The organism is Pseudomonas yamanorum (assembly GCF_013386765.1).
Lineage (GTDB): Bacteria > Pseudomonadota > Gammaproteobacteria > Pseudomonadales > Pseudomonadaceae > Aquipseudomonas > Aquipseudomonas yamanorum_A.
In genome coordinates, this window is record NZ_JACARE010000049.1 from 1 (window position 1) to 17901 (window position 17901).

Sequence of the window (17901 nt, forward strand, 5' to 3'; positions counted from 1 at the left end):
GCCGACAGGCGGGGCAGAGCCTTTTGCTTACTTTGGGCTGGGCCGGCATTCCGGCTTTTCCAAAGTGAGTCGCTGTAAGAGCGAAACCATAAGTGGCCGTTACCTAAATAACGGATATACACCCACAACCACCCACCCCCTCACCCCCGCCCCTCCCTGGCACACCCACCACGCAATTCCGCCGCCAGCTTCCCCTCATCCAACGCCCCCTCCCACTTGGCAATAAACAACGTCGCCACCCCATTGCCAATCACATTAATCAACGCCCCCCCTTCAGAAATAAACCGATAAACCCCGAGCACCAACACCAACCCCGCCGCCGGAATCACATCCAGGCTACCGAGGGTCGCCGCCAGAGTAATAAACGCCCCACCGGTAACACTGGCCGCCCCCTTGGACGTCAGCAGCAAAATCAGCAACAAGGTGACCTGGTGCCAAAGATCGAGGGGAATATCCAAAGCCTGGGCAATAAAAATCGCCAACACCGTCATGTTGATGCAACTGCCATCCAGGTTGAAACAGTAACCCGACGGCACCACCAACCCCACCACCGACTTCTCACACCCCAGGCGCTCAAGCTTGCCCATCAACCGCGGCAACGCCGACTCCGAAGACGATGTCCCCAACACCAGAAACAGCTCATCACGGATGTACTTGAGAAACTGCCACAAACTGAACCCAGCCAAACGCGCCACCAGGTTCAACACCACAAACACAAAGAAAACCGCCGTCACGTAATAGCAAATCAGCAAGTTCCCATAGGCCCCCAACGACCCCACACCATACTTGCCGATGGTAAACGCCATCCCCCCAAACGCCCCCAACGGCGACACATACATGACAATCCTGACCATACGAAAAAACGCCTGGGCCACCAGATCAATCAGGTTCAGCAACGGCTTGCCCGCAGCCCCCAGCATCTGCAAACCAAACGCAAACAGAATGGAAATAAACAGCACCTGCAGGATGTCGCCCTCGGCAAACGCCCCCAACACCGTGTTCGGCACAATATGGGTAAGGAACCCCACCACACTCTGCTCATGGGCCAGCTTGCTGTAGCCCGCAACCGCCTGACCATCGAGGGTCGCCGGGTTGATATGCATCCCCGCCCCCGGCTGCATCAGGTTGACGCCGATCAGCCCGATCACCAACGCCAGGGTCGTCAGCACCTCGAAGTACAGCAGCGACTTGAAGCCAACCCGACCGATGCGCTTGAGGCTCTGCATGCTGGCAATGCCGCTGACCACGGTGCAGAAGATAATCGGCGCAATCAGCATCTTGATCAGCTTGATGAAGGTGTCACCCAGGGGCTTCATCTGTTCGCCGACGCTGGGGTAAAAGTGCCCGACGATAACGCCCAGCAGGATCGCCAGCAGCACCTGCACATACAGGTGGCGCAGTACGCGGCGCAGGCGTGACGGGGATTTTTCCGAAATCATGCTTGTTATTGTTTTCATGAGTGGACCTTGTTGTTTGGAGAGGGAACCTCTACGACACGACGTTGATCAGGCTCCCGCTGTAGTAACCCTGAAGGTTGCCGAGGATGCCGTCGGCCAGCCGTCGCAGGCTGCTCTGGCTGGCCCAGGCCACGTGGGGCGTGACGATCAGGTTGGTGTGCGGGCTGTTGAGCAACGGGTGATCAGCCGGCGGCGGTTCCTGGCACAGCACATCCAGCGCGGCGCCACCCAGGCGGCCGCGCTCCAGTGCCGCGAGCACGGCGGACTCATCCACCAGCGGCCCACGTGCGGTGTTGATCAGCAACGCGCCGGGCTTCATCTGTGCAAATTCAGCGGCGCCCATCAGGTGGCGGGTACGCTCGGTCAGCGGGCAGTGCAGGGAAATCACGTCGCTCTGCGCCAGCACCGTCTCAAATGCCTGATACCCCTGGCGCACCGACGTCACGCCGCGGTGCTCGGCGAACAGCAGGCGCATGCCCAACGAACTCGCCAGGCGCGCCGTGGCCAGGCCGATCGCGCCCTTGCCGAAGATGCCCAGCACGCTGCCTTGCACATCCTGGATCGGCTCGCGGTGCACGCAAAAGTGTCGCGATTCGGGCCAGCCCTGCCGCGCGGCACGCTGGTAGGCAAACAGCTGCCGGCGCAGGGCGAAGATCGAGGCGATCACCGATTCGGCAACGCTTTGCGCCGAATACGCCGGCACGTTGGACACCGTCACGCCGAAGTCGCGGCAGGCAGCCAGGTCGATGCAGTCGTAGCCGGTGGCCGCGACGCAGATGAAGCGCAGGTTGGGCAGTTGTTCCAGCTCGACGCGGCCAATACGCACCTTGTTGGTGATCAGCACGTGGGCATGCCGGGACACGTCCACCACTTGATCAGCAGGCGTATCAGGTCGGTCTTGCCAGTCGGTGACCCAGGCCGGCGCCGCAAGGTTCAGGGGCAGGCTGTCGCTGTCGAGGAACACCACGTTCATGGCTGCACCTGCTCGGAAATCTCGATCAGGTTGAGGTCCGGGTCGCGCACGTAGACCGAGCGGATCGGCCCGGTGGCGCCCGTGCGCATCACCGGCCCTTCGATGATCGGCCACTCGACCTTGGCCAGATGGGCAATCACCTGCTCCAGCGGAATCGAGGCGATAAAGCACAGGTCCAGCGCCCCTGGCACCGGCAAGTGCGCCTTGGGCTCGAACTCGTGGCCGCGCACGTGCAGGTTGATTTTCTGCTGGCCGAAGGCAAACGCCTTGCGCCCGCCGGCGAAGGTCTGCACCTGCATGCCAAGCACGCGCACGTAGAAGTCCTCGGCCGCAACCGGGTCGATGGTGGTGAGTACCAGGTGGTCAAGATGGTCGATCATGGGCGCAGCTCCAGGGTGTTGGCCACCTGCTTTTCCAGGCTGGCGACATGGGCGGGAATCGGGTGCAGGTCCAGGCGTTTGCCGGCTTTCAGGACCTGGCTGGGAATCTCGTGGCCGATCAGTCCGGGCAGTTGCCGGGCAACCGCCAGCACGCGATCAAGGTCGACGCCGGTGCTGAAGCCCATCAGTTGCAGCATGTGCAGCAGGTCTTCGGTGCACACGTTGCCGCTGGCGCCCGGTGCGTAGGGGCAGCCGCCGAGGCCGCCGAGGGATGAGTCGAAGCGGTCAACCCCAGCGTCGATGGCCGCCAGGGCATTGGCCAATGCCATGCCGCGGGTGTTGTGGAAATGCAGGGTCAGTTGCAGCGCCGGGAACCGCTCGCGCACGGCCCGGGACAGCGTCTCGACCTGGCTCGGGTAGGCCATGCCGGTGGTGTCGCACAGGGTCACGCCACGGGCGCCCAACTCAGCGAAGCGCTCTACCCAATGCAGCACCTCCCCCACCGGCACATCGCCCTGCATCGGGCAGCCAAACACGGTCGACAGCGACACATTGATCGCCACCGGGCCCTTGGCGCCGATCACGCTGAACACTTCACGCAGCTGGGCAAACGACTGCTCGCGGCTCATGCGCAGGTTGGAGCGGTTGTGGGGTTCGCTCACCGACATCACCAGGTTGGCTTCATCGATGTTGCACGCCAGCGCCCGCTCGGCGCCGCGCACGTTGGGCACCAGCACGGTGTACTCCACCGCCGGGTTGCGGCGGATGCCGTGCATCACCGCCTCGGCATCCCGCAGGGCGGTGATGGCCTTGGGCGAGGTAAACGAGGTGACTTCGATCTTGGCGAAACCGCACTGGCTGAGGGCGTCGATCATGGCGATCTTGTCGGCGGTCTCGATAAACCGTGCTTCGTTCTGGAAGCCGTCACGGGTGGCGACTTCCTGCAAAAACAGGCGTTGCATGACTGTTCCTCCGATTCAAATGATGCCGCGCTGGCGCCAGTCGGCTTGCTGCGCGGGGGCGATGCCGAGGCCGTCGAGGATCTCGGCGGTGTGCTGGCCCAGGGTCGGCGCCGGGCGCATCACGCGGCCCGGGGTGGTGCCGAGCTTGGGCACGATGCCGGGCAAGGTCACCGGCGTGCCGTCGTCCAGTTGGCTGTCGAGGAGCATCTCCCGCGCCCGGTAGTGCGGGTCGTGGGCGATGTCGGCGGCGTTGTAGATCTTGCCGGCGGGAATCCGCGCTTCGGTGAGGATCGACAGCACCTCATCCAACGGCAGCTGTGCGGTCCATTGGGAGATGGCGGCGTCGATGCGTTCTACCTGCAGCACCCGGCCGTCGTTCTGCGACAGCGCCGGGTCGGCCGCCAGGTCGGGGCGACCGATCACTTCCATCAGGCGTTGGTAGATGCTGTCGCCATTGCCGGCGATCAACGCAAAACCACCGTCGCGGCAGCGGTAGGCGTTGGTCGGCGCGATGCCCGGCAAGCTGCTGCCGGCGGGTTGGCGCACGGTGTTGAACACCGAATATTCGGGCAACAGGCTTTCCATCATGTTGAACACCGACTCGTACAGTGCCACGTCGATCTGCTGGCCGTCGCCGCCGTTCTGTTCGCGGTGCCGCAGGGCCAGCAGGATGCCGATCACCCCGTGCAACGCCGACAGCGAGTCGCCAATGGAAACACCGACCCGCACCGGCGTGCGCCCCGGCTCGCCGGACAGGTGGCGCAGGCCGCCCATGGCTTCGCCGATCACGCCGAAGCCGGGGCGGTCACGGTAAGGCCCGGTCTGGCCATAGCCGGAAACCCGCAACATGATCAGTCTCGGGTTCAGCGCATGCAGCGTGTCCCAACCCAGGCCCCAGCTTTCCAGGGTGCCGGGGCGAAAGTTCTCGATCAGCACGTCGGCATCCGCCACCAGGCGGCGTACCACTTGCTGGGCCTCAACCTGGCGCAGGTCAAGGGTCAGCGAGCGTTTGTTGCGTGATTGCGCCGCCCACCACACGGACGTACCGTCGTGCAGCAGCCGCCATTTGCGCAGCGGGTCACCGTTCACCGGCGGTTCGATCTTGACCACCTCGGCGCCGAATTCGCCGAGCATCTTGGCCGCGAACGGCCCGGCAATCAGTTGACCCAGCTCCACGACCTTGAGACCTTGCAGCGGTAAGCCCATGACGTTTTCCGTTCTTGTTGAGTGCGTGTGCCATGGATAATCGACACAAACCGGGCGGATGAAAATTTCGGATTTCGCCACTATCCTTTCCAGATTGGAAACCCTCGGACACCCCTGATGATCAATCCCCTGCATTTCGACCTGCTGTCCCTGCGCTTGCTGATCTTCGCGGCCGAAACCGCCAACCTCACCCGCGCCGCGGAAAAGGCCAACATGACCGTCTCGGCCGCCAGCAAGCGCCTGGCCGAACTGGAACGCACCACCGAATGCCCGCTGTTCGTGCGCCTGCCCCGGGGGCTGGAGCTGACGGCGGCGGGACAAGGCATGGTCGAGCACGCAAAGATCATTCTGGAAGGCGTCAACCGCATGGCCTGCGACGCCAGTGACTACGCGGTGGGGGTACGCGGGCATGTGCGGCTGTTCGCCAACACCTCGGCGGTGGTGCAGTTCCTGCCGGATGACCTGGCGGCGTTCCTGCGGGACAACCCTCACGTGCGCATCGGCCTGGAAGAAGCCCTCAGCGAACCGATCATCCAGGCGGTGGAAAGTGGCCGCGCCGATATCGGAATCTTTGCCGATAACGTGCCGGCCGAGGGGTTGTACAAACTGCCGTATCGCGAAGACCGGCTGGTGCTGCTGGTGCCCGTGGGCCATGCGCTGGCCACGCAGCCAAGGGTGTCTTTCAGCGACACCCTTGGCTTTGATTACGTGGCGCTGAACCAGGGCAGCTCGCTGCTGCGCCGGATCACCGACGCCGCCGCAAGCGCCGGCAAGGTGCTCAAGGTGCGGATCCAGGTCAGCAGTTTCGACGGGATCTGCCGGATGATCGAAGCCGGGCTGGGCATCGGTATCCTGCCGTTGTCATCGGTGCGGGCCGAACTGCTGGGCAGCCGGTTGATCGCCGTGGAGCTGGACGACGACTGGGCGCAGCGCACCCTGTTTGTCGGGGTCAGCAGCCAGGCGCAGTTGGCACCGGAAGCAGCGAAGTTGTTCGAGTACCTGAGCCAGCGCAATCCTTAGCGAAACCGCGCAATCACCGCCTCCACCACCGGGTTGGGGCGCTGGGTGTTCCAGGCGACTGCCGTGGTCACCACATTGAGTTTCTGGCTCAGCGCCCGAAACACCACATTGGCCGGGGCCAGTTTTTTCAGCGACGCCGGCACCAGCGCAATCCCCTGCCCATAGCTGACAAACGCGATCTGCGAGGCCACCGAACGCACTTCATGCAGCACCCGTGGGGAAAAACCACTGGCACGGCAGGTAGCGATCAGGTTGTCGAAATACACCGGGCTGACATTGCGCGAGAACATCACCAACGGCTCATTGGCCAGGCTCGACAGGCTGATGCGCGTGCGGCTCGCCAACGGGTGATCCGCCGGCAACGCCACCACCAGCCGGTCTTCCGTCAGCGGCAGGGACTGCACCGAGGCGCCCAGGTCGCCGTCGAGTCGGGCGAACGCCAGGTCAATGTCTCCGTTTTCCAGCGCCGGCAGCGCCTCGACGCTGTCGATTTCCCGCACCGACACCGTGAGCTGCGGGTAATCGAGCTTCAGTTGCTCGATCAGGCCGGGCAACACATCGAACATCGCCGTGGAGATCGCACCAATGGTCAACATCCCCGACTGCCCCGCCACCGCTTCCTCCACCGCCAGCTCCAGGCGCTCCAGTTGCTCGGCGAATTTGCGCACCGCCGGCAGGATCGCCGCGCCCACCGGGGTCAGTTGGGCACCGCGTCGCGAACGGTCGAACAGCTTGACCTTGAGCGCCTGCTCCAGCACCTGGATCTGCTCGCTCAGGGGCGGCTGGGACATGCCGAGGCGCTTGGCGGCGCGGCCGAAGTTCTGCTCTTCGGCCACCGCGAGGAACAGCCAGAGATGACGGATCAGGCGAAAATTGATCATGGTTTTATCCATAGGTTAAGCGTATGCAAGGCTTCTGTACTTCGTAATATACCTATCAAAGCACCTCGCCGACACTGGCCGCCTCTATCACCCGAGGCTTGCCCATGACCGCTGATCACTTGCTCGACCGCCTGGCCGCACTGGACACCAACACCGTGTCCGACGCCCTCGACTTCCTCGGCCTGCCCGGCGCCACCGTGGGCCTGCGCCCGCTGTGGAACTGCCCGAAGATCGTCGGCCGCGCCAGCACCGTGTTGCTCGGCCCCAAGTCCGACACCGCCCCCACGGTGCACCTGATCACGCCAGTGATCGAACAGGTTGAAACCCGCGACCGGGTGCTGGTGATTGCAGGCGGCATCGAGGGCATTTCCTGCTGGGGCGACATCATCGCCAACGCCGCATCGCGCAAACACATCCGCGGCACAGTGATTGATGGTTTCAGTCGCGATATCGACGGCAGCGAGGCCATCGGCTATCCGGTGTACGGGCGTGGCGTGACCATGATCAGCGCGCGCAACCGCGTGGTGCAGCTCGATGCCGGCGTAACCATCAGCGTCGCCGGGGTGCAGGTCAGCGAGGACGACTATGTGATCGCCGATGTATGCGGCACGGTATTCGTGCCCCAGGCGATGATCGAAAAGGTCCTGGACCTGGGCGAGCGCATCGCCCGTCGCCAGGACGGCATGGTGCAGGCGGTGCGCAGCGGGCGCTCAGTGGTGGAGGTGATGCACGACGCACAGTTTGAGGCGATCAGCCAATGAGCCGCGATATCCAGCGGCTCAACCCGCGCCTGGCCAGCGCACAACCGTCCGCCACCTATCGCATCATGGACCGCGTCGCAGAACGCCGCGCACAAGGCGCGCAGATCATCTCGCTGTGCGCCGGCGAGCCGGATTTCGATACGCCGGCGCATATCCGCGAAGCCGCGATCCGGGCCATCGAAACCGGCCACACCCGCTACACCCAGGTGGCCGGTGCGCGAGCCCTGCGGGAGGCGGTGGCGGCGAAGTTCCGGCGCGAAAACGGCCTGGACGTGTCCTGGCAGGACACCCTCGTGTGCAACGGCGGCAAGCAGGTGATCTATAACGCCCTGGCGGCCACCCTCGATGAAGGCGACGAAGTGATCGTGCCGGCGCCGTACTGGGTCAGTTACCCGGAGATGGTGCAACTGTGCGGCGGCGAAGCGCGCATCGTCACCTGTGGTGCCAACAGTGGGTTCAAGCTGACACCCGAGGCGCTGGCCGCCGCAATCACCCCGCAGACCCGCTGGCTGATCCTCAATTCACCGTCCAACCCCACCGGCGCGGTGTACAGCAAGGACGAGCTGCAGGCGCTGGCCGAAGTGCTGCTGGCCTACCCGCAGGTGCTGGTCCTCGCCGACGATATCTACGAGCATCTGATCTTCGACGGCCAGGCCTTTCATACCCTGGCCCAGGTTGAACCCCGGCTGGCACCGCGCACGTTGACCATGAACGGCGTGTCCAAGGCCTACGCCATGACCGGCTGGCGCATCGGTTTCGCCACCGGACCGCGCTGGTTGCTGGAAGCCATGGAAAAGCTCCAGGGCCAGCAAACCTCCGGCGCCTGCTCGATCTCGCAACAGGCGGCCCTCGCCGCACTGGAAGGCCCCAGGGACTTCATCCGCGACAGCCGCGGGATATTCCAGGCGCGCCGGGACCTGATGGTCGAGCTTCTCAACGACACCCCGGGCCTCGGGTGCATCAGCCCTGCCGGTGCGTTTTATGCGTTTGCCTCCTGCGCGGCGCTGATCGGGCGTACTTCCGCTGGCGGCCGGGTGCTGCGCAGCGATGAAGACGTGGCCCTGGCGCTGCTCGACGAGGCGAATGTGGCCGTGGTCCACGGCAGTGCCTTTGGCCTGGGGCCGTACATTCGCATCGCCTATGCCCTGGATGATGCGTCGCTACGCCAGGCGTGTGAGGCGATCCGTGGCTTCTGCAGCAGCCTGGTGACTGAAGAAGAAAAGTGATGAATTCACATAGATAAATATCGCTAATGGTGGCGTTCGGCCCTTTTTAAGATGAGGGCCGAACAGGACAACACTCACAACAACAAGGTCCGCCCCTATGTCTATGCCTGAAGTCATAAAACCCGCTGTGCGCAGCCAATACCGCTGGGTGGTCGCGGCGCTGATTTTCCTGATCTACACCGTGGCTGCGGCCGACCGGGCCAACCTCGGCGTGGCGCTGCCGTTTATTCGCCAGGAATTTGAAATGAGCAACGCCCAGGCCGGCGGGCTCGTCAGCCTGTTCCTGCTGGCTTACGCCCTGGCGCAATTGCCGTCGGGCTTTGCTTTCGGCCGCTTTGGCGTCAGCCGGATCCTGCCGGGGGCCATGGTGCTGACCTCGTTGCTGACCGGCCTGGTGGGCACCGCCAGCTCACTGCTGGCCCTGAAACTCTATCGCCTGGGACTGGGCATCGCCGAGGGCCCGTTGCCCATCAGCATGACCACCACCATCAACAACTGGTTTCCGGCCCGGGAAAAAGGCACGGCGTCGGGGATCTTCCTGTCGGCCGTGAAGTTCGGGCCCGTGATCGTGCCGCCGCTGTGCGCGGTGATCATTTCGGTGTGGGGCTGGCGGGAGATTTTCTACTTCTTTGCCATCCCGGGCATCGTGCTGGCGGTGGTCTGGTATTTCATGGTCACCGACCACCCTTCCCGCAGCCGCTTCGTCAATCAAGCCGAACTCCAGTACATCGTCGAAGACACGGCAATCGCCCAGACCGCCCGCGTACACAAGACCCCGGCCTGGGTGGAAAAGCTCGACCGGGTGATCCGCACCCGCGATGAAAAACCCCTGGAGACCAACCGCCAGGTGTTCAAGTCCTGGAACGTCTGGGGCTGCGCCACCAGCTACTGCTTCCAGCTCGGCGTCTCCAGCGTGCTGCTGGCGTGGATCCCGACCTACCTGATGACCGTCAAGCAGTTCTCGATCATGAACATGGGCCTGGTCTCGGCAGCGCCCTGGGTGGGCGCGGTGCTGGGCAACCTGCTGGGTGGCTGGTGCTCCGACCGCCTGATGGGCGGGCGCCGCAAGCCGGGCATGCTGCTGTCGGCGGTCGGCACCTCGTTGATGATGTACCTGCTGATCAACTCACCGGCCGAGCCCCTGCCCTATGGCTTGCTGCTGATGCTGACCGGCATGGTGCTGAGCCTCGGGTTCTCCTCCTACATGGTCTACCCGATGGGCTTGACCACCAAGAAGACCTTCCCGATCTCCAACGCCATCGTGAACATGATCGGCCAGTTGGGCGCCGCCGCCACGCCCTTCATCACCGGCCTGCTGCTGGACAACTACGGCTGGAACTACGTGTTCGCCTGGCTGGCCATCGGCTCGTTCATCAGCTTCATCATTTTGCTGACGATCGCCGAGCCCCGCCCACAAACCTGACCTATCTGTCACCACCATTGAGGAGTTACCCATGTCGCCCCAAGACCAAGAATTGGTTGCCCTGTTTGCCGGCCTCGACACCCCGGGCGTGTCCGACGCCCTGGACAAGCTCGGCCTGCCCGGCCAGTGCCTGGGGATCATGCCCCTGGACAACTATCGCCAGGTGGTGGTCGGCCCGGCCTTCACCGTGCGCTACGTCAGCGCCAGCACCCCGCCGGGCACCGTCGGCGACTTTGTCGATGACGTGGCCGAAGGCGATGTGGTGGTGATCGACAATGACGGGCGCACCGACTGCACCGTGTGGGGCGACATCATGACCCAATACGCCGGCAGCCAGCGGATCGCTGCGACGGTGATCGATGGCGTGTGCCGTGATGTGAGCAAGGCCCTGGGCGACGGCTACCCGCTGTTCACCAAGGGCCGGTTCATGCGCACCGGCAAGGACCGGGTTGAAGTGGCGTCGGTGAACCAGCCGGTTTCCATCGGCCACGCCCGCGTATGCGCCCGGGACATCGTGGTGGCCGACGCCAACGGCGTAGTGATCGTGCCCCGCGAGCGCGCCCATGAAGTGGCGGCCTGCGCACGCTCGATTGAAGCGGTGGAAGCGCGTATCCGGGCGCTGCTGGGTGAAGGAAAATCGTTGCGCGAAGCCCGTGCGGCGCTGGGTTATCACACCCTGCAACGCAAGGGCTGACCCTCCCTTCAGTTGGCCGGGCGCAACAGCTGCATCTGCTGGCGATAGTCATCCGTCACCTGCCGCGCCTGGCCGCTGCTGGTAATCACCCTCGGCGTGATCAGCACGATCAGCTCGGTGCGATCCTTGGACTTGCTGGTGTTGCCAAACAACCAGCGCAGCCCGGGGATTTTTCCCAGGTACGGCACGGCGCTGACGCTCTCGGCGTTGTCCTGCTTGATCAGCCCGCCGAGCAACACGGTCTGGCCGCTTTGCACCGCCACCTGGGTCGACACCGAGCGCGTGGAGATGCGCGGGTTGTTGGGCGTGTCGCTGCTGTTGGTGGTCTGGTTCTCGGCGTCGCTGACCTGCTGCTGGATGTCCATGTACACCAGGCCGCCCGGGTTGATGCGCGGCACCACGTCGAGGATCACCCCGGTCTGGATGTATTCGACGCTGCTCAAGGTGGTGTCGGAGGTGCCGGTATTGACCGTGGTCTGGCTGATGGGGATGTTGTCACCCACCTGGATCTGCGCCGGCTGGTTGTTCATCACCACCAGCGACGGCGCCGACAGCACCTGGGTGCGGCCGTTGGTTTCCAGGGCATGCAAGGCCACTTGCAGGTTGGAGCTGACGAAGGAATAGAACAACGAATCCGCGCCCAATCCCGCCCCGCCACCGCCCAGCGCGCCCTGGCTGCCTGGGGTATTGGCCACCGTGGTGCTGGTGGAATTGCCCGCCAGGCGCCCCAGGTACCATTGCACCCCGAGGTCCAGTTCGCCGGTGAGTTTGACTTCGAGGATGCGCGTTTCGATCTGCACTTGCAGCGGCGGGTTGTCGAGGCGTTTGATCGCCGATTCGATCTCCTTCCACTGCACCGGGCGGGTGCGCACCAGCAGCTGGTTACTGCTTTTCTGCGCGGTGATCCGGGTGCCGGCGTCGAGGCTCTTGCCGGGGGTTTGCGGCTCGGCGCTTTCACTGTCTTCGCTGGTGGCCGGGGCCTGGTCCTCGTCATCGCCAACGGGCGGGTTGGTACCGCTGTTGTTCAGGCCGCCGGAGGTGCCGCCACTGGTGTTGAGTGACGACAGGGTCGCGGTGCGCAGACCCGGCGCCACCTTGGCCGGCGCATCGTCCTTGATCGCGCCGGTGCCGTAGATCTGCCGCAGGTACTTGGCCAGGTCCGTGGCCTTCATGTTGCGCACATCGTAGACGTACATCTGCGGTTCATTGCCGCCGCCTTCGTCGATGGTGTGAATCCAGTCGCCGACTTCGCTGAGGTACTGCGGCTGGGATGAGATCGCCACCACCGAATTGGTCCGCTCAATCGGCAGAAAGCGCACCATGCCCGCCAGGGGCATGCCGCTGTCGGGGCCGAACATTTTTTGCAGCTCGGGCATCAGCTCGGCCACCGAGGCCCGCTGCAAACCGAACACCCCCACCGACATGCCTTTGAGCCAGTCAACGTCGAAGGTGTCGATGGTGTCCTGATAGTTGGCCAGCTCATCCGGCGTACCGGCCAGGCTCAGTACGTTGCGCGCCGGGTCCACCAGCAGGAAGGCATTTTCCCGGGCGAACGGCTTGAGCAGTTTCTGCATTTCCGTGGCCGAGATATAGCGCAGCGGAAACAGCCGCGCCGAGAGCCCGCTGGAGGGTTGCGACACGCTCATTTCCGGCACCAGTTTGCCCGCCACCGCCTGGTTGGCCGGCAGGATCACGTAGCGCTGGCCCTGGCGGATCATCGCGTTATCGGTCCAGGACAACAGGGTTTCGAGGATCGACAGCGCCTGCTTCTTGTTCACCGGCTTTGAGGTGGAGAAGCTTACGTTGCCTTTCACACCCTGGGCGATGCTGTAGTTCTCGTGCAGCAGGTCGCCCATGACGCTGTTGATCACCGCCTCAATCGGCTGGTCGGCGAAGTTGAACACGATGTCGCCGCTGGTTTCATCCTTGACCGCCGGCGCCGGTGCAGGCTGGCGCACGAACTGCTGGTTGCCGCGAATCAACTGGCGTTGGGGCGGCGTGGACGCCTGGGGTTGGCGACTGTCAGCCGCAGGCGACTCGCTGGCCGGGTCCACGGCGGGCCGTTGCGAACCGGTGCCCTGCATCGCCTCGTGGAGCAAGGCGTCGTCCGGGTCGAGGTGATCGGGGAATGACCCACAGCCGGCCAGGGAGACGGCGGTGGCCAGGCAAAACACGGTGGTGCGCAAGGCGCCAGGGCAAGTATCGATCAAGGTGCGGGCTCGTGAGGAAGGGAAATCGGTGGTGTGGTGGACGGCGGCGGCAAACGCGGAACGCTGAGGCTCAGGGTTTGCGTGCGGCCATCCAGTACAAAACGGGCATGCAGCGGTGTCAGGTGTTCCAGGCGCCAACCGTTGGGCAGGGCCTGGCCTTGGTGGACCTTGAGTGGCGGGCCGTCCGCAGGTTTGAGCAGCGCGACGCGAAGCTCGCCGTCGAGCAGCACGCCGGTCAGCTTCAGGCTCGACAGGCTGGAAATCTCGGCCTGGCCCACGGCGGCATCGGGGCTGCGGTCGGGGCTGAACAGCGGCGCTTGCCAGGTGCCGGCGAGGCTTTCCAGGGTCGCGCTCGGGGCCACGTGAACCTTGGCCGTGGCATTGGCGCGCGCAGCGGAGGCAGGCTCATCCAGCCACTGCGGCGCATCGCCGATACTGCTCAGGATGCCGACCATCAGCAGGCCCAGCAGCCCGGCCACACCGAGCAAGCCCCACTCCAGGGGGCGCAATGAACGGATCATCGGCGGGCCTGCGTGGCGGCGGCCGGTTGCAGATAGCCGCGCACCAGCAGATGCACCACCAGCTTTCCAGCGCCGCCGCTGGCGGGTGCGTTCGGGCCACGGCGGATGCTCATTTCATCCACGAACAGGAACGGCCGCTGGTACTCCAGTTCATGCAGGATCGCGGTCAGCGGCTCGATGGCGCAGTTGAGGGTCAGGCTGACTTTCACCTGGCGATAGGGTTCGGTGTCGTCCTGCTCCGGGGTGATGGGCATGCGCTGGGTCAGGCTGCACCCACCGCCAAGGCCGGCTCGGCTGTTGATCAGGTCGGCGATGCGCTGCATCAGGTCGGCCGCCACGGCGCTGGGGTCATCCCCGGGCAACAGGCTGGTGCTGCTCGCCGGGTCCTGACGGGCTTGCTCCAGTTGCTCGCGCAACGCGGCGCCCTGGTGCAGCAGGCCGGCATAGCGTTGCTGTTGTTCGCGCAGTTGTTCGGCCTGCTCGCCCATGGCGCGCAGCGGCCCGGCGAACCAGCTGTCGATCAGCAGCCAGTAGCCGCCGCCGAGCACCAGCGCGAGGACCAGCAAGGCTGCGCCGCGACGTTCACGGGGTGTCAGTGGTCGGCGCATCGGCGGCCTCCTGGTGCAAGTGGGCGCGCAGGGAAAACTGGTCCTTGCCGGTTTGCGCATCGGGTTGGATCACCCCTTCGAACTGGGCGTTTTCCAGGCTGTGGCAGGCCTTGATCCGGGTGATCAAGGCACTCGCCTTGGCGCTCTGCCCGGAGAAGGAAACGTCGGCGCCGTCGTTGACCTCCAACTGGTCGATCCATGTGTCGGCGGGCAGGCACGCCGTCAGCTCGTTGAGCAGCGCTGCCAGCGGCGGTTGTGCCGACTTGCGGCGAATCAGGTACTGCGCGGCGCCACGGGTATTGAGCAGTTGCTGGCGCAGGTTCTGGATCTCGGCGACCTGGGCTTTTTGCTGCTGCACCTGCTCGTGCATCACGTCGAGCACCCGCTGGCGGTCGTTGAGCCACAGCAACATCGCCGCAATCAACAAGGCGCCGCACAACCACGGCAGGCTGCGCTGCAAGCCCTTCCCCGCCGGGCGTTGGCGAGGGCGCAACGGGGTCGGCAGCAAGTCGATGCCCATGGGGCCGTCCACATCCACCGCGTGGGGCTGCAAGCCGAGGGCGGCGCAGTCCAGCAGGATCTGGTCCAGGCGCTCGCGCAGGATGGCCACCAGGGTCACCTGCAAATGCGTAGCGGTGCGCCGTTCCTGACGGGCCACGAAGTACAGCTGCCCGGCCTCGAACGGGGTAAAGCGGTCCAGCTCATACCCCACCACCGTCGACAGGTCGCGCCCGGCCGCCAAGGGCAGTTGCAGGCTTTGCCGCAGCACCGCCGAGGGCGGGAGCAGCAATACCTGGCGCACTTCGCCGACAGGTTTTGCCACCGCCTCGGTCAACGGCCACAGGTAGTGATGCTCGGGGATGTCGTGGAGCGACAGCCACGCCGGCAGGCAGCCCCGCAGCTCCTTGAGCCACAGCCGCCAGCCCGATTGCAGCACGCTGCCGCGCCAGCGCTGGGCAACAGGCGCCACCAGCACCTGCAGCCGTGCGGATAAGTGTTCGTTCATTCTTGCCAACGTAGGACTCGATAAGGTTGTGCGCTGCCTTGCGCGGGGCTCAATAACACCGTGGCTTGCAGCCGGGCGTGCGCGCCGCCTGGCCGTTGTGCGCGGCTGTCGATCACCAGCACGTCGCCGGGGTCGGCGCCTGCCGCACTCAAGCGCGGCAGGTTCAACGCACGGCGCATCAACGGGCTGGCGAAGGCCGGATCAGGGCGGTCCAGGCCACTCCACAGGCTGATCTCGGGCACCAGTGCGCTGTACAGCGCCTGGGTCATACCCGGTAATTGCCGCACTTCCTCCACCACCCGAAACGGCGGCAGGCCTTCGTTGCGCCGCACTTCCAGGTCCCTGGCGAGCCGGTTGGCCTGGGCCTGGGTGGCACCGCAGGCCAGGGTCAGGCGGGCAAAATCACTCGCCTCGGCGCTGTTCAAATACAGCTTGCCGCGCTCGCTGTGCAGGCTCACGTGCAACTGGGCGTCATCAAACACCAGGGGCATTTCGCGACCGTCGGCAATCCACTGTTTGCGCTGCAGCGGGTCGGCCAGGGCCTGCATGGCCAGCGCCACGCCCGCCTCCGCCGCCAGCAAGGCCTGGGTGTGCTGGCGATGCCACAGGGCCTGGCGAGTCTCCAATTGCACCCAACCGGCCAGGCCGCCCAGCAGCAGGCTGAGCAACGCCAGCACCCACAGCACCAGCAACAGGGCAACGCCGCGCTGGCGCTTCATTCGCCCGATGCGCCACTGGAGAGGTTCAGGCGCAGGGCAACCACCTGGGTCACCCACGGCACCGGCCCATTGACGCGCGCGGCGATACGCACCGCGTAAGGCAGGCGCTTGGTCCACGGCCAGTCATTGATCCAGCCGGTGGCCTGGCCCTTGGGCGACACGCCGAAATAGCTGAATTGCAGGTCCTCGACGTTGGTGAGCAAAACCTGCGGCTCGCTGCGGATGGCCGGCACGCTGACCTGGGCGCTGGACTCGAACCGGGCGAAGGCCACTCGCAGCTCGCCCTCGGCCAACTGCAAGGTGAAACGCTGGATGCCGCCGCCGAGCACGCCCGGCAAGGTCGCGACGAATTGCAGGCGTTGGGGGTTGCCGACAAAAAAACCGTTGGTTTGGCTGTCGTCCTCGGTCACATCCAGCGGCAGCGCCTCGCTGATGGAGGTGCGCAGGAATTGTTGCGCGGCGCGCATTTCATCCAGGCTGACCGTGTAGCGCTGGGCCTTGAGCACCGCGCGGTTGGCCCCCAGCAATGCGCCGCCCACCAGGACCAGCAACACCCCCAGCAAGCTGAGCACGATCATGATTTCGAGCAAGGTAAAGCCCCGTTGATGCTGATTCACAGGCCGGCCCTGTCGGTGGCAGCGCGCAGTTTCAGGGTGCTGAAACGGGCCTGGCGCCGGGCTTCGCTGACGGTCAGGTCGAGGCGAAACAAACGCGGCTGACCGATGCGGGTCGGCTGCTGGGCAATGGTCAATTGCCAATCGATGCCGTCCCCCAGGCTGCCCTGGCGGGTGCCGCTGGCCAATGGGCCCGAGGCTTCCTGATCCATCACGCTCAGGGCGGCGTGCGTGAGGCGGTCACTGTGGGCCACCTGCAACAACGAGCGCACGCTCTGGCCGAACGCGACCAGCAGCACCATGCTGCAGATCGCCATGAGGGTCAGCGCGGCGAGCATTTCCAGCAAGGTGAAACCCGACTGGCGATTCATGGCAAGGCCCTGGACTGCACGCTGCCGGTCAGCCAGCCAATATCGATGCGCCAGCGGCGTGAGCCATTGGCCAACAACAGGTTGCCGCCGGTGGAACTGCCGTCGGGGTAGAACTCCACCGCCGGGCCTGCGTGCTCGGCGGTGTGCAGGGTCACTTGCAGGTCGGCCGGCCAATGCTTGAGTGGTCGCCCCGGCGCCTGGAAACTCAGTTGCTCCAGGTCGAATAGGGTCCTGGCCGGCGTGCCGCTGACAATCGCCCGCGCCCGTGTACTGCGCAGGGCCTCGACCATCTGCCCGACCGCCTGGCGCTCCTTGGCAACCCGCAGGCCTTGTTGCAGGCCGAATCCCACCAACCCGGCCGCGAGGCTGATCAATACGATCACCACCAGCATCTCCAGCAGGGTAAAGCCGCGTTGGGGGGCACGCATTATTCCCAGTTGCCCAGGTCGGCACTGTAGCCTTCGCCGCCGGGCTGGCCGTCCTGACCGTAGAAGATCAGGTCGAAGGCGCCATGTTCCCCGGGAAAGCGATAGCCGAAGGCATGGCCGAACGGGTCCTTGAGGTCTGACGGTTTGGCGTACGGCCCGGCCCAGCCCGCGGTATTGCCGGGTTTGTCGACCAGTTGCTGGAGGGTCTTGGGTGGCGAGCCGACATCCAGGCCGTAGCTCTCGATTTTCATGCTCAGGCTGGCCAGTTGCGCCTTGCCCGCGCCGTATTTGCCCTTGTCGACGTTGCCGCCCACCTGGCGCACCACGATGGTGGCGACGACGCCCAGCAGCACGATCACCGCGAGCATTTCCAGCAAGGTAAAACCGCCTTGGCGGCGGGCGGGTTTGAAACGGGTATGGCGCATCGGCTTGCTTCCTTGG

At 64.9% G+C, this 17901-nt stretch carries 20 protein-coding genes; 5 read left to right on the forward strand and 15 right to left on the reverse strand.

From position 1 onward, the window contains the following. Positions 1-140: 140 nt before the first annotated feature. From HX875_RS28610 to HX875_RS28630, 5 genes are read right to left on the reverse strand one after another with little or no spacing between them, the layout of a single operon-like run. On the reverse strand, positions 141-1439 hold the full coding sequence (locus tag HX875_RS28610; RefSeq protein ID WP_177047993.1) for a dicarboxylate/amino acid:cation symporter: 1299 nt from the start codon (positions 1437-1439) through the stop codon (positions 141-143). A 49-nt stretch (positions 1440-1488) separates the two neighbouring features. After that, positions 1489-2430: a D-2-hydroxyacid dehydrogenase gene (locus HX875_RS28615; RefSeq protein ID WP_177047908.1), complete on the reverse strand. Its 942-nt coding sequence runs from the start codon at positions 2428-2430 to the stop codon at positions 1489-1491. After that, the gene (locus tag HX875_RS28620; protein ID WP_177047909.1) at positions 2427-2810 is read right to left on the reverse strand and encodes a VOC family protein; all 384 of its coding nucleotides are present in this window, start codon (positions 2808-2810) and stop codon (positions 2427-2429) included. The genes HX875_RS28615 and HX875_RS28620 overlap by 4 nt, the downstream gene beginning before the upstream one ends. Next, complete coding sequence (locus tag HX875_RS28625; protein ID WP_177047910.1) at positions 2807-3772, reverse strand: hydroxymethylglutaryl-CoA lyase; 966 nt, start codon at positions 3770-3772, stop codon at positions 2807-2809. The genes HX875_RS28620 and HX875_RS28625 overlap by 4 nt, the downstream gene beginning before the upstream one ends. A gap of 15 nt (positions 3773-3787) precedes the next feature. Continuing rightward, positions 3788-4978: a CaiB/BaiF CoA transferase family protein gene (locus tag HX875_RS28630; protein WP_177047911.1), complete on the reverse strand. Its 1191-nt coding sequence runs from the start codon at positions 4976-4978 to the stop codon at positions 3788-3790. Between the two features lie 117 nt (positions 4979-5095). On the opposite strand from HX875_RS28630, the gene HX875_RS28635 reads away from it, so the two are divergent. Next, the gene (locus HX875_RS28635) at positions 5096-5998 is read left to right on the forward strand and encodes a LysR family transcriptional regulator (protein WP_177047912.1); all 903 of its coding nucleotides are present in this window, start codon (positions 5096-5098) and stop codon (positions 5996-5998) included. On the opposite strand, the gene HX875_RS28640 is transcribed toward HX875_RS28635, so the two are convergent. Beyond that, on the reverse strand, positions 5995-6879 hold the full coding sequence (locus tag HX875_RS28640) for a LysR family transcriptional regulator (RefSeq protein ID WP_177047913.1): 885 nt from the start codon (positions 6877-6879) through the stop codon (positions 5995-5997). The two genes, HX875_RS28635 and HX875_RS28640, sit on opposite strands and share 4 nt — an antisense overlap. A 104-nt stretch (positions 6880-6983) precedes the next feature. Between HX875_RS28640 and HX875_RS28645 the strand changes: the two genes are divergently transcribed. The 4 genes from HX875_RS28645 (at position 6984) to HX875_RS28660 (ending at position 10983) form a co-directional block, all read left to right on the forward strand. Then, positions 6984-7640, forward strand: a complete 657-nt coding sequence (locus HX875_RS28645) for an RraA family protein (RefSeq protein ID WP_177047915.1) — start codon at positions 6984-6986, stop codon at positions 7638-7640. Beyond that, on the forward strand, positions 7637-8866 hold the full coding sequence (locus HX875_RS28650) for a pyridoxal phosphate-dependent aminotransferase (protein ID WP_177047917.1): 1230 nt from the start codon (positions 7637-7639) through the stop codon (positions 8864-8866). Before HX875_RS28645 ends, HX875_RS28650 begins: the two co-directional genes overlap by 4 nt. 97 nt (positions 8867-8963) lie before the next feature. Next, positions 8964-10289, forward strand: a complete 1326-nt coding sequence (locus tag HX875_RS28655) for an MFS transporter (RefSeq protein ID WP_256348196.1) — start codon at positions 8964-8966, stop codon at positions 10287-10289. 31 nt (positions 10290-10320) lie between these two features. Beyond that, positions 10321-10983, forward strand: coding sequence for an RraA family protein (locus HX875_RS28660; protein WP_177047919.1), 663 nt, complete (start codon positions 10321-10323; stop codon positions 10981-10983). 8 nt (positions 10984-10991) lie between these two features. On the opposite strand, the gene gspD is transcribed toward HX875_RS28660, so the two are convergent. Genes gspD through gspG form a run of 9 tightly spaced genes read right to left on the reverse strand, consistent with a single transcriptional unit; the run spans position 10992 to position 17885 of the window. Continuing rightward, positions 10992-13193, reverse strand: coding sequence for a type II secretion system secretin GspD (gene gspD, locus HX875_RS28665; protein WP_177047921.1), 2202 nt, complete (start codon positions 13191-13193; stop codon positions 10992-10994). Continuing rightward, a complete protein-coding gene (locus tag HX875_RS28670; protein ID WP_177047923.1) occupies positions 13190-13714 on the reverse strand; it encodes a general secretion pathway protein GspN in 525 nt (174 codons plus the stop codon). Before HX875_RS28670 ends, gspD begins: the two co-directional genes overlap by 4 nt. After that, positions 13711-14322 carry a type II secretion system protein GspM gene (gspM, locus tag HX875_RS28675; RefSeq protein WP_177047925.1) on the reverse strand — a complete coding sequence of 204 codons (612 nt, stop codon included), beginning with the start codon at positions 14320-14322 and terminating at the stop codon, positions 13711-13713. The genes HX875_RS28670 and gspM overlap by 4 nt, the downstream gene beginning before the upstream one ends. After that, on the reverse strand, positions 14297-15328 hold the full coding sequence (locus tag HX875_RS28680) for a PilN domain-containing protein (RefSeq protein WP_177047927.1): 1032 nt from the start codon (positions 15326-15328) through the stop codon (positions 14297-14299). The genes gspM and HX875_RS28680 overlap by 26 nt, the downstream gene beginning before the upstream one ends. Further along, complete coding sequence (locus tag HX875_RS28685) at positions 15325-16047, reverse strand: general secretion pathway protein GspK (RefSeq protein ID WP_177047929.1); 723 nt, start codon at positions 16045-16047, stop codon at positions 15325-15327. Before HX875_RS28685 ends, HX875_RS28680 begins: the two co-directional genes overlap by 4 nt. Beyond that, complete coding sequence (locus HX875_RS28690; protein WP_177047931.1) at positions 16044-16664, reverse strand: prepilin-type N-terminal cleavage/methylation domain-containing protein; 621 nt, start codon at positions 16662-16664, stop codon at positions 16044-16046. The genes HX875_RS28685 and HX875_RS28690 overlap by 4 nt, the downstream gene beginning before the upstream one ends. Continuing rightward, positions 16661-17032: a prepilin-type N-terminal cleavage/methylation domain-containing protein gene (locus tag HX875_RS28695; protein ID WP_177047933.1), complete on the reverse strand. Its 372-nt coding sequence runs from the start codon at positions 17030-17032 to the stop codon at positions 16661-16663. The genes HX875_RS28690 and HX875_RS28695 overlap by 4 nt, the downstream gene beginning before the upstream one ends. Beyond that, a complete protein-coding gene (locus HX875_RS28700) occupies positions 17029-17460 on the reverse strand; it encodes a GspH/FimT family pseudopilin (RefSeq protein ID WP_177047935.1) in 432 nt (143 codons plus the stop codon). Before HX875_RS28700 ends, HX875_RS28695 begins: the two co-directional genes overlap by 4 nt. Continuing rightward, positions 17460-17885, reverse strand: a complete 426-nt coding sequence (gene gspG, locus HX875_RS28705) for a type II secretion system major pseudopilin GspG (protein WP_177047937.1) — start codon at positions 17883-17885, stop codon at positions 17460-17462. The genes HX875_RS28700 and gspG overlap by 1 nt, the downstream gene beginning before the upstream one ends. Between the last annotated feature and the right edge of the window lie 16 nt (positions 17886-17901).

Bases quoted from the DNA above. Each gene is read 5' to 3' on its own strand.
- HX875_RS28610 (WP_177047993.1), bottom strand. From the start codon at position 1,439: ATGATTTCGGAAAAATCCCCGTCACGCCTGCGCCGCGTACTGCGCCAC.
- HX875_RS28615 (WP_177047908.1), bottom strand. From the start codon at position 2,430: ATGAACGTGGTGTTCCTCGACAGCGACAGCCTGCCCCTGAACCTTGCG.
- HX875_RS28620 (WP_177047909.1), bottom strand. From the start codon at position 2,810: ATGATCGACCATCTTGACCACCTGGTACTCACCACCATCGACCCGGTT.
- HX875_RS28625 (WP_177047910.1), bottom strand. From the start codon at position 3,772: ATGCAACGCCTGTTTTTGCAGGAAGTCGCCACCCGTGACGGCTTCCAG.
- HX875_RS28630 (WP_177047911.1), bottom strand. From the start codon at position 4,978: ATGGGCTTACCGCTGCAAGGTCTCAAGGTCGTGGAGCTGGGTCAACTG.
- HX875_RS28635 (WP_177047912.1), top strand. From the start codon at position 5,096: ATGATCAATCCCCTGCATTTCGACCTGCTGTCCCTGCGCTTGCTGATC.
- HX875_RS28640 (WP_177047913.1), bottom strand. From the start codon at position 6,879: ATGATCAATTTTCGCCTGATCCGTCATCTCTGGCTGTTCCTCGCGGTG.
- HX875_RS28645 (WP_177047915.1), top strand. From the start codon at position 6,984: ATGACCGCTGATCACTTGCTCGACCGCCTGGCCGCACTGGACACCAAC.
- HX875_RS28650 (WP_177047917.1), top strand. From the start codon at position 7,637: ATGAGCCGCGATATCCAGCGGCTCAACCCGCGCCTGGCCAGCGCACAA.
- HX875_RS28655 (WP_256348196.1), top strand. From the start codon at position 8,964: ATGTCTATGCCTGAAGTCATAAAACCCGCTGTGCGCAGCCAATACCGC.
- HX875_RS28660 (WP_177047919.1), top strand. From the start codon at position 10,321: ATGTCGCCCCAAGACCAAGAATTGGTTGCCCTGTTTGCCGGCCTCGAC.
- HX875_RS28670 (WP_177047923.1), bottom strand. From the start codon at position 13,714: ATGATCCGTTCATTGCGCCCCCTGGAGTGGGGCTTGCTCGGTGTGGCC.
- gspM (WP_177047925.1), bottom strand. From the start codon at position 14,322: ATGCGCCGACCACTGACACCCCGTGAACGTCGCGGCGCAGCCTTGCTG.
- HX875_RS28680 (WP_177047927.1), bottom strand. From the start codon at position 15,328: ATGAACGAACACTTATCCGCACGGCTGCAGGTGCTGGTGGCGCCTGTT.
- HX875_RS28685 (WP_177047929.1), bottom strand. From the start codon at position 16,047: ATGAAGCGCCAGCGCGGCGTTGCCCTGTTGCTGGTGCTGTGGGTGCTG.
- HX875_RS28695 (WP_177047933.1), bottom strand. From the start codon at position 17,032: ATGAATCGCCAGTCGGGTTTCACCTTGCTGGAAATGCTCGCCGCGCTG.
- HX875_RS28700 (WP_177047935.1), bottom strand. From the start codon at position 17,460: ATGCGTGCCCCCCAACGCGGCTTTACCCTGCTGGAGATGCTGGTGGTG.
- gspG (WP_177047937.1), bottom strand. From the start codon at position 17,885: ATGCGCCATACCCGTTTCAAACCCGCCCGCCGCCAAGGCGGTTTTACC.